The sequence below is a fragment of the Streptomyces sp. NPDC057486 genome (genome assembly GCF_042802415.1).
Lineage (GTDB): Bacteria > Actinomycetota > Actinomycetes > Streptomycetales > Streptomycetaceae > Streptomyces > Streptomyces yanii.
In genome coordinates this window covers 36,422-49,328 of sequence record NZ_JBHVEE010000004.1, presented here as the reverse complement: position 1 = coordinate 49,328, position 12,907 = coordinate 36,422, and the positions used below count along the sequence as shown (strand labels likewise).

The following is a 12,907-nucleotide window of genomic DNA, read 5'->3' as shown; positions in this document are numbered from 1 at the left end:
GCCGCCCTTACCGCTCATCGAAAAAACGTCGTCCTGTTCGACGCCGGTCACGCGGGGCAGCCGTCAGGGTGGTGCTCGATCCATGAGAGTCCGCCAAGATCCAGTTGATTGCGCGCACGGGTGACGGCCACGTAGGCGAGACGTGCTTCGGCATCGTCGATGGGACCGGGCACTTGGTGACCGTTGTCGTCTCTTTGGTCGCTGTCCCTGGGTGGGGTGAAGTCACGGCAGATCTGCACACGCGCCCATTCACGGCCCTTGGCTTTGTGCGCTGTGGAGACGGTCACGTCGGCCGCGGATTCATTATCGAGCCGGTCAACGGCGGCGAGGATGGCGCGGGTGCCATGGGTGTCGACGAGGTCGATCAACGGCTGAAGGTCACGGCCAGCCGGGTCATGTTCGGCGTAGTCCTGCAGGGCACCCCAGGTAGCGAACAGAACCAGCTCGGGGTGGGAGGTACGGCGGCCTGCTTTGAGGTCGTTGGCCGAGCGGGCCAGTGCACGCAGCGTGTCCCCTCCCCCGACCAGAGCTACACGTTGCCCTGCTGCCAGCTGTTGCATGACTTCGTTCATGGCGCCCACGTTGGTGCGGCACAGAATGGCATCCGGCCGATCCAGGGGACCGACTTCGGTACAGATCGCCTCGGTCCCTTCGAGGCGCAGGGGTGCGCCTGCGATGGTGAGCCACCGGTTGGCTTCGGCCGCGAGGCGGGGACCAAAGCGGAAGGATCTTGACAGGGCCAGTCGTGTGCCGCGGAAGGTAGTCATCACGTCGCGTGCTCCGCGCCATTGGTAGATGGCCTGTGCGGAGTCGCCGACCATGACCAGTTGGGCGTGGCTGCGCTGGTTGAGGAAGATTTCCTCGACTACGGGGTTGGTGTCCTGCGCTTCGTCGAGGAGGAGGAAGTCGGTGTTGATTTTGGGTTGGGTGAGGGCCCAGATCTTGAGGTAGTGGTCGTGGTCGAAGCGAACGGCTCCGTCGTCTGTGTGCTGGAGATCGGTCCAGGCTCGGCAGGCGAAGGGCACGATGTGTTTGGCGAGTTGGGTGTGCAGGTCGGGGTCTTCGAGGCCGCGTAGACGGGGGACGTGGCGCCGGGTGATGGTGGGGGCGGCGGAGTGGCAGAAGCTGGTCACGGTGCGCAGGGTGGCGTAGGAGAGGGCCTTGGGTGACAGATCGCGTTCGCCGATGCGGATGGTTTTGGTGATGCCGAGGGCTTGGCCCGTTTGCCAGGCAGGACGTCTGGGGGCGTTCAGGCGCCGGGCGTAGTGGCGGCCGGTGGCCGCGAAGGCCAGGGCGTGGGCCGTTTTGCAGGTGACTGTGGAAGGAAAGCGGGCGGCGGCATCCTGCGCGATGGCTTTGTTGTAGGCAAGGTAGCGGCCGCGGCGTCGGGTGTGGTGGGCAAGAAAGGCGAGGGTGCTGGTCTTGCCGGTACCGGCGCCCGCCTGTAGGGCCAGGTGATCGCCAGCGCAGAAGGCGTTGGCGGCGGCGGTCTGTTCGTCGGTGGGATTCAGGTTCTGCACGCGCGGGGCTCCGTCAGTGTGCGGGGGTGTGGCGAGCTTGCTGGCAGCTGCGGTCAGCAGCTGCTGTGGGGTGACGCGGGTCAGAAGGTGTTCCAGGGCAATGTCGAGCCAATGGGCGTCTTGGGCTGCGGGGTGTGCCGGCGCCCGGGTCACGGTAGGCGGGGCAGATACGCGGCACGGCCCCTGGAGCACTGTCTCGGTGGAGTGCGGCTGCGCGTGGTCGTGTGCAGTTCTCATGCCCGCGCCTGGGTGCGGTGGCGGGCCTTTGTGGGCAGCCGGTTGTGGATGTGCCGGTGGTGGAGCAGTGGGTCGAAGGGTTCCCAGTCGCAGAGTGCGAGGTCGGCTGCGCCCGGGGTGGCGGCGTGGTGGGGGCAGCGTTGGTGGCGCCAGCGCAGTTGTTCCGCGTAGGTGAGGTGGGTGAGGTCGTAGACGGCCATCAGGCCGTCGGGGAGAGCGAGTTGTCTGTGACCGGTGGTGGCGGGGACGAGTGTCCACGTGCCGGTCGGTGCGCTGGGACTGAGGATGGGGTGGGTGCAGCGGTGGCGTCGTCGGGTCTGGGCTACACATTGGATGGTGTCGACGGGCTGGGCGGCGAGGTAGCGGGTGTGGAGGAGCAGGATGATGGGCCGGGCCGGGCGGCAGGGCTCCGGGGCGGAGGCCGGTGGGTTTGTGTCTGGTGTGGGTGGGGTGAGGGTGCCGGTGTCGAGGAGTCGGCGGGTGTGCAGGGCGAGGTGGCGGCGCAGTGCGGCGATCTGCGGGGTGAGCGTGGTGGGGGCGGTGCGTGCGGGGCACAGGGCGAGGTGGAGGATGCGGCACCAGGGGGTGCCGTCGTCGGCGGGGTGGGCGATGCCGGAGCTGACGTGCCAGCGGCTGGCTACCGGAACGGCGGTGGCGTCGAGTTCGTGCGGGTGGAGGCTGACGGGCCGGTTGTCGGTGCGGGTGTACCAGTCGATGCGGTTACCGCAGTCCCGGCAGCGGCTGGGCTGCGCGCTGCGTACGAGGCGGGTGGGGCTGTCGGGGGCGACGCGCAGGGTCCGCTGGCGGTGGGGGCGGGCCGGGGTTCCGTCCCATCGGCGGCCGGATGAGGCAGTGGAGGACATGACGGCGAAGGTGACAGGCGCCGCGCCGCCGCCACGGTGAGCGTGCCGGATTGTCCTGCGGATGGCCCAATACGGCGGGACTGATGTGCGGTTTCCCGTACGGGAGTTCCCGTCGGTGACTGGATCGGGTGATCCTCAACGGCGGGGCCGATGGTGCTATTCGGCGGGCCCGGCGGGGGGTGCGTGGCCTTCGCAGAGCGTGGCGAAGAGGTGATCGACGGGGACCTCGAGGGCGTGGGCGAGGGCGTGCCAGGTCTTGAGGGACCCGATGGTGCGGCCCTGCTCAATTTCGATGAGGGTACGTCTGGCCAGGCCGGTGCGGCGGGCGAGTTCGTCGTAGGTCCAGCCGCGTTCGCTCCTCAGCCTCGCGAGCTCCAGGCGGAGGGTGGTGAGGTTCGGGTCGGGCGGGAAGGTCGTCACTCCCCCATCCGAAGGTGCAGACCCCTGCCCTGTCAGTGCAGACCTCTGCCCTATTTCTGCAGGTGACTGCCCCACGCAAGGGCAGAGGTCTGCACTACGGTGTGCCGCCGACACCCCTCCCCTCACCACAACCCCAGGAGCGGGTCGGCTCCCGGCTGAAGGCATGGAGGAACGGACGTCCCATGAGGCTGTGCACCCTGCGCCCACAGGTACGGCGCACCTGGACCGTGGAACTACGCCCGCAGCAGGGCGGAACCGAGCTCTGTTGCGCCTTGTGCGCACCGCGCGGTCACGCTCTGGCAGCATCTGCGGCCCGGCCCGCAGCCTTGGCGCACCTGGCCCACCACGCGCGGCGCGATGTACTGCCCCCGCACCTGCGCACCTGCCAATGCCACGAACGCGGATGCCGTTGGCATCCGCGCCACCGAGGTTGCGCCGGCCCCGTCCTGCTCATCCTCACGCGTGAACGCGGGGGCCGTCTCTGGCGCCTGGCCGACGTCTGCGCCGCCTGCGCGGGCGCCACCCCGGGCAGCGCCATCGTGCCCGACACTGCCATCGCATCAACCCCAGCGAGACCCGATGCCGGCTCCGGTTCCGCTGGGGCACAGGGTGTCAGGCTGCCCGGTGGTGCCGCTCCGGCGCATCGTGTCCGCGACATGCTCAGCTATCTCGCGGCCGCGCTTCCCCCAGATATGAGCGCCGAAGGCCGACTCCTCGCCCTGCAGTGCGCACTGCGCAGCAACACATCCGGGCAGGTGTATCTCCCGGCGGGACTGCTCCGCGGCATGCGCCTGGGCCGAGCCCTCGCACCCTGGGACGAGTTGGAGGACGCCCGCTGGCTGCACCGTCTGCCGCATCCCACAGAGCAGACGGGGCACAGAACTGCCGCCGCGCAACTGCTCGATGCGGCCGTCCTCACCCAGGAGACCGCCCGGCGCGACCGTCACCGGGCTGCCGACTGGGCTCTGCGTGCGGTCTCCCGGTCACGGCTGCGTGCCTTGCCGGCCGCAGACCGTCTGACCGCACTGGTGCTCACGACGCACCGCTCCCCCAACGCCGGGCGGTCCAGCATGGAAGCTGATCACCTGACCCGTACCTGCGGACTCGACCAGCACACACTCACCGCAACACTCAACCGCCTCGTGTCCGTATACGCCGTCGAAGCGTGGACGTTCGAACTGGTCACGGAAGACGTGTCCTGGGACTCGCCTCGTCAATGAGAACTCTGTTCACGGGCATACAGAGGCAGCGTACGACTCCCGTCGTTGCCACCGGCGGCGGCCGCGGGAGGTAGCGACGGCGCACGGACAGGCTTGCCATCACCGCAGTGCCGTCCCGTCTCGTTGTTCTGCTTCCTATGCCCGCGCGCTGCCGTTGTGGCTGCCGGATGTGAAACGTACGGCTCGCTCGGCCCAGTCCCAGCACCCGTCCAACGGCCAGCCGCATGGTCACGTCGCCGAAGTCGACTTCTGCCTCCTGCCTGGGCTGGTGGGTCTGCGGGACGAACGCCTCCAGCGGCACCTTGCCGAACTCCATCAGGATCTCCGACTTCCGACGGCGACGTACTTGCGGACCATCCCGCGGAAGACGTCTGCCCCGTATTCCTCGACCAGCCGGTGCAAGTCCGGGCGCGGCCGAAGGGCGGTTGGTGATCAACCGGCTCGTGAATGTTGAGCAGAAATGACGGACGTCTGAGCCTCTACGCAAGTCGGGGTGGCTGCGACCACAACCTGCCGCCGTACGCCTCAGCACCCACAGTCGTCCCCAGGAGACGAGCATTCACGAAGCGTCCGAGCCGTGACCGGCTGGCCTAAGGGGCAGCTCAGCGCCCCCAAGCGTACGCAGAGACAAGCTCGGTGCCGACCAGAACGAGCGCAACGCCTTGTGCCAACTAGCCTGCCTTTGTGCCAACTAAAAAGCCTGGTCACAAACCCTCAGCGGCGTACGCGCGGCATCCCCAGGCCGATCCACGAGATGATTTCTCGCTGTATCTCGTTGTTGCCACCGCCGAAGGTGAAGATGACTGCGGACCGGTATCCCCGTTCGAGTTCGCCGTGCAGGACGGCGCCCGCCGAGCCTTCCTTGAGCGGTCCGGCCGAGCCGAGGATCTGCATCAGCCAGGCGTAGGCGTCGCGTCGCGCCTCGGAGCCGTAGACCTTGACGGCGGAGGCGTCCTGCGGCGTAAGGGTGGAGCGCTGGACGGCGGAGACCATCTGCCAGTTGAGAAGCTTCATGGCGTCGAGCCGGGTGTGGGTCCGGGCGAGGAGGGCACGGACCCAGCCGAGGTCGATGACCCGGCGTCCGTCGGCGAGCTCGGTGCCGGCCGCCCAGCGCTGCACGTTGTGGAGGGCGCGGATGGCCATCGTGCCGTGGGCGGCGAGGGTGACGCGCTCGTGATTGAGCTGGTTGGTGATCAGCCGCCATCCCTTGTTCTCGTCGCCGACGCGACGGGAGAGGGGGACGCGGATGTTCTCGTAGTAGCTGGCAGTGGTGTCGTGCGAGGCGAGGGTGTTGATCAGGGTGCAGGAGTAGCCGGGGTCGCTCGTGGGGACGAGCAGCATGGTGATGCCCTTGTGCGGCGGGGCGTCGGGATCCGTGCGGACGGCGAGCCATACCCAGTCGGCGGTGTCGCCGTTGGTCGTCCAGATTTTCTGCCCGTTGACGACATACGTGTCGCCGTCGCGTACGGCACGGGTCTTGAGGGCCGCGAGGTCGGTGCCGGCGTCGGGTTCGCTGTAGCCGATCGCGAAGTCGATCTCGCCTGCCAGGATCTTCGGCAGGAAGTACGCCTTCTGTTCGTCGGTGCCGAACTGCATGATCGTCGGGCCGACGGTGTTGAGCGCCATCAGGGGCAGCGGTACGCCCGCCTGGGCCGCTTCGTCGAAGAAGATGAACTGTTCCATCGGGGACAGGCCGCGTCCGCCGTACTCCGTGGGCCAGCCGACGCCGAGCCAGCCGTCGGCGCCGAGGCGTCGGATCGTCTCGCGGTAGAAGCGTTTCTGGACGGTGGGGTCGTCGTATCTGGCGTAGGCGTTGTCGGGAACGAGTCCGGTGAAGTACGTGCGCAACTCGGCGCGCAACTGCTGCTGCTCAGGCGTGTATTCGAGGTGCACGGCCCCTCCAGGAGTCTCGCGGTCGCGTCGCCCGTGTGCGGCGGCGCACACAGTAGAACGTGTTGCAAGAATCCGGAAGGGCCGCGGAGCCGCCCCCGGGCCGTCAGCGCTTGACGGCGCGCAGCACGACGAACTTCGGGTCGCCGGCGACGGTGGCGCAGTTGCCGAAGATCCGGCGCAGCTGCGTGTGGTACCCGAGGTGCCGGTTGCCGACGACCCACAGCTCGCCGCCCTGCCGCAGCACGGTCCGCGCCCCGTGGAACATGTTCCGGGCGGTGGCGTCGGTGGTCGCCAGGTGCGAGTGGAACGGTGGGTTGTTGAGCACCAGGTCCACGCTGCCCGGGGCCAGGTCCGCCGTCCCGTCGCCGACCAGGAAGCGGGCCTCGGCGTCCGCGCCGACATTGGCACGGAAGGTCGCCTCGGCGGACGCGACCGCCTGGTAGGACTCGTCGACGAAGGTGACCGCCGCTCCGGGGTTGGCGAGCGCGGCGGAGGTGCCGACGACCCCGTTGCCGCAGCCCAGGTCGACGACACGGTCATGGCCGGTGCGCTCGGGAAGATGGTTCAGGAAGAAGCGGGTGCCGATGTCGAGGCGCTCGGCGCAGAAGATCCCGGCGTGGTTGACCACGGTCCGGCCGGAGACCGCGCCGACGTCGCCGGGCAGCTCGTACCGGTACGGCCAGGGGCTGGGGGTACGGGCCAGCGCCGGGTCCGGGGTGCAGAAGATCAGCCGAGCCTTCTTCACCGCGAGCGAGGTGCGGGTGGGACCGATGATCCGCTCGAACAGTTTGAGGGTCGAGGTGTGGATCTCCTTCACCATGCCGGTGCCGATGACGACGGTTCCGGCGTGCATCGCGGGCGCGAGCCGGTGCAGCTGATCCTCCAGAAGTGCGAGGCTCTTGGGAACCCGCACGAGAAGGACGTCGATCCGGTCCGGCGGGGTGTCCCTCGCCGACAGGAGACGTACGGCGTCCTCGTCGTGGCCGTTGCGGACGAGGTTCGCCAACGTCGCACGCTGCGCGAGGTACGAGTCGGTGATCTGTACGGGGCGGTTCCCGGCCAGCACCGTACTCAGGGCGCCCCAGCGGTCGCCCACCACGACCACGGTGCCGGTCAGCTCGACCGGGGTCGCACCGTCGGTCCCCTCCAGCTGCCGGAGCAGATATTCGTCGGCAGCGTCCCAGGCGCGGAACGGGTCGCGCGGGTGCTCGGGGTAGCGGGCGAGTTCGTACTCGCCCTTTGACGTCGTCAAACGGTTCATTGTGCCTTCAGGCTAGCCGAGCGGCGGGGAGCGTCCACACACTCCCCGCCGAGCCGGCCACCCACCAGGAGGAACTCACACCATGGGCCCCCGGCTCGCGACGCCTGGCACGCACGCTCGCCGCGTTGCCGAAAGGCCCTGGTAGCTCCTTCCCCGAGCTCTCAGCTTCGTTCGAGCGGGGGAGGCCCCATCCGAGGACCTTCCAGCGCCTTGCGATCGCACGCACCAGACGCCGCGAGCTGATCGGACTCCCATTCTGCGAGTGCCTCTAAGGCAACTGCTTTTCGATTGCCGCCCGGCCCTCTCGTGCCAGCCGGCGCTGTGCCCACTCCAGATTCTGCGGAGTCAGGTCCCGCCCGGATGCGAGCACCAGATCCTCTGCCGTCGCGTTGTCGCTCCCGCCGGTGTGCAAGAGGCTGTCCGGGGTCACCCCCCGGGCCAGGGATGCGGATACGGATTCGGGGTCTTCGCTCATGCCGCCTCCTCGTCCTTGCGGCAATTCTCGCCCCGCCGCTCCGGGAGCGCATCCGAAGTTCACGTGACCTGCACATGATAAGTACGCAGCGTTCACACCGTGATCACGGTGCGTGTGGAAGGCTCCCGCTGACCACGTACCACACGAGCACCACGGCGCCGTCCCCCACCCCGTGACGGCGTCGCGGTGCCGCATGCCCCGGAGAGGACACCCCACATGTCCCGTCGCCACCATCACCACCGGCGCCCATTGCTCGCCACCCTCGCCGCCTTCGCGGTTCTCGCCGGCACGGCCGCCGCCGCACCGGCGGCACCTGCCGCGCCCCGGACCGCACCGGCGGCCGCGACGCCGCTCACCACGCTCGACGACACGTACTACCAAAGCGCAATCGGCAAGACCGGCACCCAGCTCAAGAGCGCCTTGCACTCGATCATCAGCGTCCAGTCCAAGATCTCGTACAGCCAGGTCTGGGACGCGCTCAAGAACACCGACCAGGACCCCGCCAACTCCTCGAACGTCATCCTGATCTACTCCGGGCGCTCCGAGCCGAAGAGCGACAACGGGGGTTCGGTCGGCCAGTGGAACCGTGAGCACGTCTGGGCCAAGTCGCACGGCGACTTCGGCACCACCACCGGACCCGGCACCGACATCCACCACCTGCGCCCGGAGGATGTCACCGTCAACTCCATCCGCGGCAACAAGGACTTCGACAACGGCGGCAGCCCGGTGAGCGGGGCACCGGGCAACTACACCGACAGCGACTCCTTCGAGCCGCGCGATGCGGCCAAGGGTGATGTGGCTCGCATGATCCTCTACATGGCGGTGCGTTACGAGGGCGACGACGCCTTCGCCGACCTCGAACCGAACGAGAGGGTGAACAACGGCTCCGCGCCGAACATCGGCAGGCTCTCCGTGCTGAAGCAGTGGAGCCAGGAAGACCCGCCGGACACCTTCGAGAAGCGGCGCAACGACGTCATATTCGACCAGTACCAGCACAACAGGAACCCGTTCATCGACCACCCGGAATGGGTCGAATCCATCTGGTAGAACGGCCGATTCGTCCAGCACGCGGTCACGTCGTCGGGCGAACCGCCCGACGACGTGACCCCGGACGTGCGGACGGCGCGTACGGCATGCATGACGGGCACGGGTGGTTCGGGCCGTCAGGGCTCCAGGTCATGAGCAACGCGTTCGACTGCTTCGTCGCGTGAGGTGAACCGCTGGGGAGCCGTCGGACCTTCGCCGGCGGACACTGCCGCCAAGTGGCCCGTCGGATCGACCACCGCCGTCCGCCGGCCGCCCTCCGCGAGCCGCTCCAGTCCGGACCGCAGCATCGTCAGGGCCACGGTGTCCACCCCTGTCACCTGTCTCAGATCCAGTACCACGGACGCGGTCTCCTGCGTCCGCGACTCGTCGAGCGCGTACAGCACCCGTTCCGCCGCGGTGAAGTCGAGCGCCCCCTGCGCGGCCACGACCGACACCTGCTCCCGCAGAGCACGCTCCTGCTCCCCCGTCGGGGCGGACGGCAGATCGTCGGCGGTGGTGACCAGGGTGACGGTCGAACCGGCGAGTGCGGGGTTGTGCATCAGGTGCAGACCGAGCCGCTCCGAGAGCGCCCCCAATGCCCGGCGCCCGCGCACCGAGGTGCCGGTCGGATCGAGGGGCGGACTGTACGTCGCCAGGCCGAACCGGGCCGGTCCCGCTGCGATCAGACCACCCGACACCCCGCTCTTGGCCGGCAGTCCCACCCGCAGCAGCCAGTCGCCCGAGACGTCGTACATGCCGCACGTCGCCATCACGGCGAGCACCTGCGCGGCGACCGCTTCCTCGACGACCACCTCACCGGTGAGCGGGTTCACCCCGCCGTGCGCGAGCGTCGCGGCCATCGCGGCGAGGTCGAGGGCCGTGGCCCGCACCGCGCACTGCCGGAAGTAGGTCTCGACCGACGCCACCGGGTCGACGGGCAGCAGACCGGTGCTGCGGATCAGGTAGGCGAGGGCGCGGTTGCGGTCACCGGTGGCGACCTCGGAGGCGTACACCGCCTCGTCGACGTCCAGTTGCCGTCCGGCGAACCGGCTCAGGCAGTCCAGGATGCGGTCGAACCTCGGGGCGTCGGCGGTGTCCGGGATCAGCGCGGTGGTGACGATCGCACCGGCGTTGACCATGGCGTTGGCCGGCCGTCCGGTCGCCCGTTCCAGGCTGATGGCGTTGAACGCCTCGCCGCTGGGCTCGGCATTCACCCAGCGGCACACCTCGTCGAGTCCGAGGACGGACAGCGCGAGGGCATAGACGAACGGCTTCGACACGGACTGCATGGTGAACGGGGCGTCGGCCTCACCGGCGCTGTAGCGGTGGCCGTCCATGCTGATCAGCGCCAGCCCGAAGGCGTCCGGGTCGGCCAGCGCCAACTGGGGGATGTAGTCGATGAGTTGCCCGACCTGCTCCCCCACGAACCGGCTGCGCAGTTCCCGCAGGACGTCCGTCACTGCGTCGGCGGCGGCGCTCACCTCGCCCCCGTCGTCAGCTGCGCTCGGCCTGGGCGATCCGGGGGAACGACTTCACGCCCGCTGCCTTACGGCTGTTCGCGTGCTCACTGACCGTCCTGCCGGGCGGGGCGTCCGCGAAGCCGAGCACCACGGAGTCGAGGACCTTCCCCGACGCGTCGACGAACTCCACCCGGACCGCGTAGAACGCCGGCTTCCCGGTGGGGTTGGTGACGCGGACCAGGGCGCTTCGGAACTGCTCGGCCTTCGCGACCGGCAGCCCTGTCACCGAGACGTCCTTCACCGCGTTCCCCTGCCCCTGCACACCTGCGAGTTGCTTGGTCGCGCGCTGCCTGTTGCGTTCGACCTCGGCGGAGACCGAGGCCGCGAACTCCTCCTGGCTGCGCGGCGAGGCGCTCGCGGACGGCGACTCAGCCGTGCCCGGGGACACCGTACGGGTGCTCCTGGCCGTGCCCGGCGCGGTGGTGCCGGAGCCGTTGCAGGCGGCGGTGCCGGCGACGATCAACGCGGCCAGCAGGGCGGGGGTCAGGCGGCGGGCGGTGCGGCCGCCGAGGGTGCGCCGCAGAGGGCGGGACTGGTTCACGGACACTCCGGGTCTGCTCGGGAAAGTGGGTCGGCGTCATACGGCAGGACGGGGGACGCACCGGACGAACCCGGATCCGCCGGGCTCCTCCACTCGGGTCACTCGGCGTCGTCGCCGAAGACCTCGCGGAGCCGCGCCTCGCTGAGGGTGTCCAGGTTGCTGTGGAGGAGCTCGGCGCCGCCACCGGGGAGCGCGTCGCTGATCCGGTCCGGAACCTCGTTCGTGGTCAGCAGGAACAGGGCCGAAGTACCGGGCGTCACCTGCTTCTTGACCTCGGCGATGAAGTCGTCGTCGATGCCGACGTCGGCCAGCTTGCCACCCAGCGCCCCGGCCGCCGCGCCGATGGCCGCGCCCAGCAGCGGCATCAGGAAGATCAGCCCGAAGAGCATCCCCCAGAACGTGCCGCTCAGGGCGCCCGCGCCGACCAGGTTGAGCAACTGCTTGGTCTTCGGCTTCGCCTTGTCGGCCGGCCAGCTGACCACCGCGGCGTCCAGAATCTTGATCAGCCCCTCCTTCTGCAGGGACTTGAGCGTGGTCTCCACGTCCTCCGCCCCCTCGGCCGACTGGAACTTCCACACGGTGAGCGTCGACATCGCACATCCCTCCTGAGACAAGGCCAAGCAATTCGCTCATATTAGGATCAAAAGGTATGAATTGACTCGTCGAAATCGTCCGCTCTGCACGGGAGTGGGCGCCATCCCCCGGAGGGAACTATGGATACGGACGCCCTGACCGCCGGCCTGCTGCAGGAGTTGCGAGCGCCCAAGCCCTATCCGGCTGTGTCCCTGACCATGCCGACGCACCGACAGGCTCCGGACAACGCCCAGGACGCCGTACGGCTGCGCAACCTGCTCTCCGAAGCCGAACGACGGCTCGACGCCGATCCCGCGGTGTCCCGGGAGGCCAGGGCGGCCATCAAGACGCAGCTGGCCCGCGCCATCGACGAGGTCGATACACGCCGCAGGCTCGACGGTCTGCTCGTCCTGGCCACGGCGGACGAGCATCAGATCTGGCTGCTTCCCCGTACGGCGCCCGAACGGGTGGTCCTGAGCGACACCTATCTGACCCGGAACCTGGTGGCCGCGAAGGCCCTGGCCGAACCGTACTGGGCACTGACCGTCGCATCCGACCACGCGACGCTGTGGAGCGGAACGGCCGACTCCGTGCACCAGGAGCAGACCGGCGGGTTCCCGTTGACGGTTCCGCAGGAGGAACCGAACCCGCAGCGCGAGGAGCAGATCGGGGACACACCGAGCACGTTCTCCGACGAGGAGACGCGCATCTTCCTGCGCTCCGTCGACGAGAAGTTGCGTGCCGTCCTGGCCGCCGATCCGCGACCGGTGTACCTGGTCGGTCTCGCCCCGGCCCTCGCCCTGCTGGACGAGGTCGGCGGGACCACCAAGCCGGCGGTCGCCCGGGTCACGAAGGGGGTGTCGGCCGATCTGTCGCCGAGCAGCTTCCTCAAGGAGCTCGCACCCGCTCTCGGCCAACGCCGGGCGGAGGCCGCCGAGGAGGTCGCGGCCAGGCTCGACGACGCCCGCGGCCGCCGTGCCTACGCAGGTGGTCTCGACGAGGTGTGGGCAGCCGTGCGGGAGGGACGGGCCGCTCTCGTCGCGGTGGAGGAGCAGTTCCAGCAGACCGTACGGGTCACGGACGGGCACCTGGAGCCGGTGCCCGCGGGCACCGTGGGCACAGCCGACGGGACGATCCGCGAGGACATCGTCGACGAGCTCGTCGAGGCGGCGCTGGACAGCGGCGCCGATGTGGTGTTCCTCGCCGACGACTCGCTGGCGGAGCACGGGCGGATCGCGGCGGCTCTGCGCTACTGAGCAGGAGTCGCTGCGCAGCGGGAGCACCCCGCGTGAACGGGGCCGGAGCGGGCGCGGCGGACAGCCTCCGGAGGGCGGGCCGCGGCGCCCTCGCCGCTTCGA

General features: G+C 69.3%; 12 protein-coding genes. 3 read left to right on the top strand and 9 right to left on the bottom strand.

All coding sequences use genetic code 11. The annotated features are described in order from the left end of the window. Positions 1-47: 47 nt before the first annotated feature. From ACFU6I_RS03740 to ACFU6I_RS03730, 3 genes are all read right to left on the bottom strand, one after another. The gene (locus tag ACFU6I_RS03740) at positions 48-1,511 is read right to left on the bottom strand and encodes a UvrD-helicase domain-containing protein (RefSeq protein WP_384361256.1); all 1,464 of its coding nucleotides are present in this window, start codon (positions 1,509-1,511) and stop codon (positions 48-50) included. A gap of 242 nt (positions 1,512-1,753) precedes the next feature. Then, positions 1,754-2,620, bottom strand: a complete 867-nt coding sequence (locus ACFU6I_RS03735; protein WP_384361040.1) for a DUF6083 domain-containing protein — start codon at positions 2,618-2,620, stop codon at positions 1,754-1,756. A 156-nt stretch (positions 2,621-2,776) separates the two neighbouring features. Further along, positions 2,777-3,040 (bottom strand): helix-turn-helix transcriptional regulator, encoded by a 264-nt coding sequence (locus ACFU6I_RS03730; protein WP_384361037.1) that lies wholly within the window; start codon positions 3,038-3,040, stop codon positions 2,777-2,779. A 656-nt stretch (positions 3,041-3,696) separates the two neighbouring features. On the opposite strand from ACFU6I_RS03730, the gene ACFU6I_RS03725 reads away from it, so the two are divergent. Beyond that, positions 3,697-4,260 carry a hypothetical protein gene (locus ACFU6I_RS03725; RefSeq protein ID WP_384361034.1) on the top strand — a complete coding sequence of 188 codons (564 nt, stop codon included), beginning with the start codon at positions 3,697-3,699 and terminating at the stop codon, positions 4,258-4,260. 714 nt (positions 4,261-4,974) lie between these two features. Here the strand turns inward: ACFU6I_RS03725 and ACFU6I_RS03720 are convergent. The 3 genes from ACFU6I_RS03720 to ACFU6I_RS03710 all read right to left on the bottom strand — a co-directional run bounded on the left by ACFU6I_RS03720 (position 4,975) and on the right by ACFU6I_RS03710 (position 7,889). Next, entirely contained in the window at positions 4,975-6,153 is a 1,179-nt protein-coding gene (locus ACFU6I_RS03720; RefSeq protein WP_384361031.1) for an acyl-CoA dehydrogenase family protein, read from the bottom strand. A gap of 103 nt (positions 6,154-6,256) precedes the next feature. After that, positions 6,257-7,414 carry a methyltransferase gene (locus ACFU6I_RS03715; protein WP_384361028.1) on the bottom strand — a complete coding sequence of 386 codons (1,158 nt, stop codon included), beginning with the start codon at positions 7,412-7,414 and terminating at the stop codon, positions 6,257-6,259. A 268-nt stretch (positions 7,415-7,682) separates the two neighbouring features. Further along, a complete protein-coding gene (locus ACFU6I_RS03710; RefSeq protein WP_384361025.1) occupies positions 7,683-7,889 on the bottom strand; it encodes a hypothetical protein in 207 nt (68 codons plus the stop codon). A gap of 216 nt (positions 7,890-8,105) precedes the next feature. Here ACFU6I_RS03710 and ACFU6I_RS03705 point away from each other — a divergent pair, with 216 nt between their 5' ends. Further along, positions 8,106-8,936: an endonuclease I family protein gene (locus tag ACFU6I_RS03705; protein WP_384361022.1), complete on the top strand. Its 831-nt coding sequence runs from the start codon at positions 8,106-8,108 to the stop codon at positions 8,934-8,936. A gap of 116 nt (positions 8,937-9,052) precedes the next feature. Here the strand turns inward: ACFU6I_RS03705 and glsA are convergent, their stop codons facing one another. From glsA to ACFU6I_RS03690, 3 genes are all read right to left on the bottom strand, one after another. Further along, on the bottom strand, positions 9,053-10,396 hold the full coding sequence (gene glsA, locus ACFU6I_RS03700) for a glutaminase A (protein WP_384361019.1): 1,344 nt from the start codon (positions 10,394-10,396) through the stop codon (positions 9,053-9,055). 13 nt (positions 10,397-10,409) lie between these two features. After that, positions 10,410-10,976: a hypothetical protein gene (locus ACFU6I_RS03695; protein ID WP_384361016.1), complete on the bottom strand. Its 567-nt coding sequence runs from the start codon at positions 10,974-10,976 to the stop codon at positions 10,410-10,412. 98 nt (positions 10,977-11,074) lie between these two features. After that, the gene (locus ACFU6I_RS03690) at positions 11,075-11,569 is read right to left on the bottom strand and encodes a DUF1269 domain-containing protein (protein ID WP_345513818.1); all 495 of its coding nucleotides are present in this window, start codon (positions 11,567-11,569) and stop codon (positions 11,075-11,077) included. A 120-nt stretch (positions 11,570-11,689) separates the two neighbouring features. Here ACFU6I_RS03690 and ACFU6I_RS03685 point away from each other — a divergent pair, with 120 nt between their 5' ends. Continuing rightward, entirely contained in the window at positions 11,690-12,805 is a 1,116-nt protein-coding gene (locus ACFU6I_RS03685) for a chemotaxis protein (protein WP_384361012.1), read from the top strand. Positions 12,806-12,907: the final 102 nt, after the last annotated feature.

Bases quoted from the DNA above. Each gene is read 5' to 3' on its own strand.
- ACFU6I_RS03725 (WP_384361034.1), top strand. From the start codon at position 3,697: ATGCTCAGCTATCTCGCGGCCGCGCTTCCCCCAGATATGAGCGCCGAA.
- ACFU6I_RS03715 (WP_384361028.1), bottom strand. From the start codon at position 7,414: ATGAACCGTTTGACGACGTCAAAGGGCGAGTACGAACTCGCCCGCTAC.
- ACFU6I_RS03710 (WP_384361025.1), bottom strand. From the start codon at position 7,889: ATGAGCGAAGACCCCGAATCCGTATCCGCATCCCTGGCCCGGGGGGTG.
- ACFU6I_RS03735 (WP_384361040.1), bottom strand. From the start codon at position 2,620: ATGTCCTCCACTGCCTCATCCGGCCGCCGATGGGACGGAACCCCGGCC.
- ACFU6I_RS03690 (WP_345513818.1), bottom strand. From the start codon at position 11,569: ATGTCGACGCTCACCGTGTGGAAGTTCCAGTCGGCCGAGGGGGCGGAG.
- ACFU6I_RS03685 (WP_384361012.1), top strand. From the start codon at position 11,690: ATGGATACGGACGCCCTGACCGCCGGCCTGCTGCAGGAGTTGCGAGCG.
- ACFU6I_RS03705 (WP_384361022.1), top strand. From the start codon at position 8,106: ATGTCCCGTCGCCACCATCACCACCGGCGCCCATTGCTCGCCACCCTC.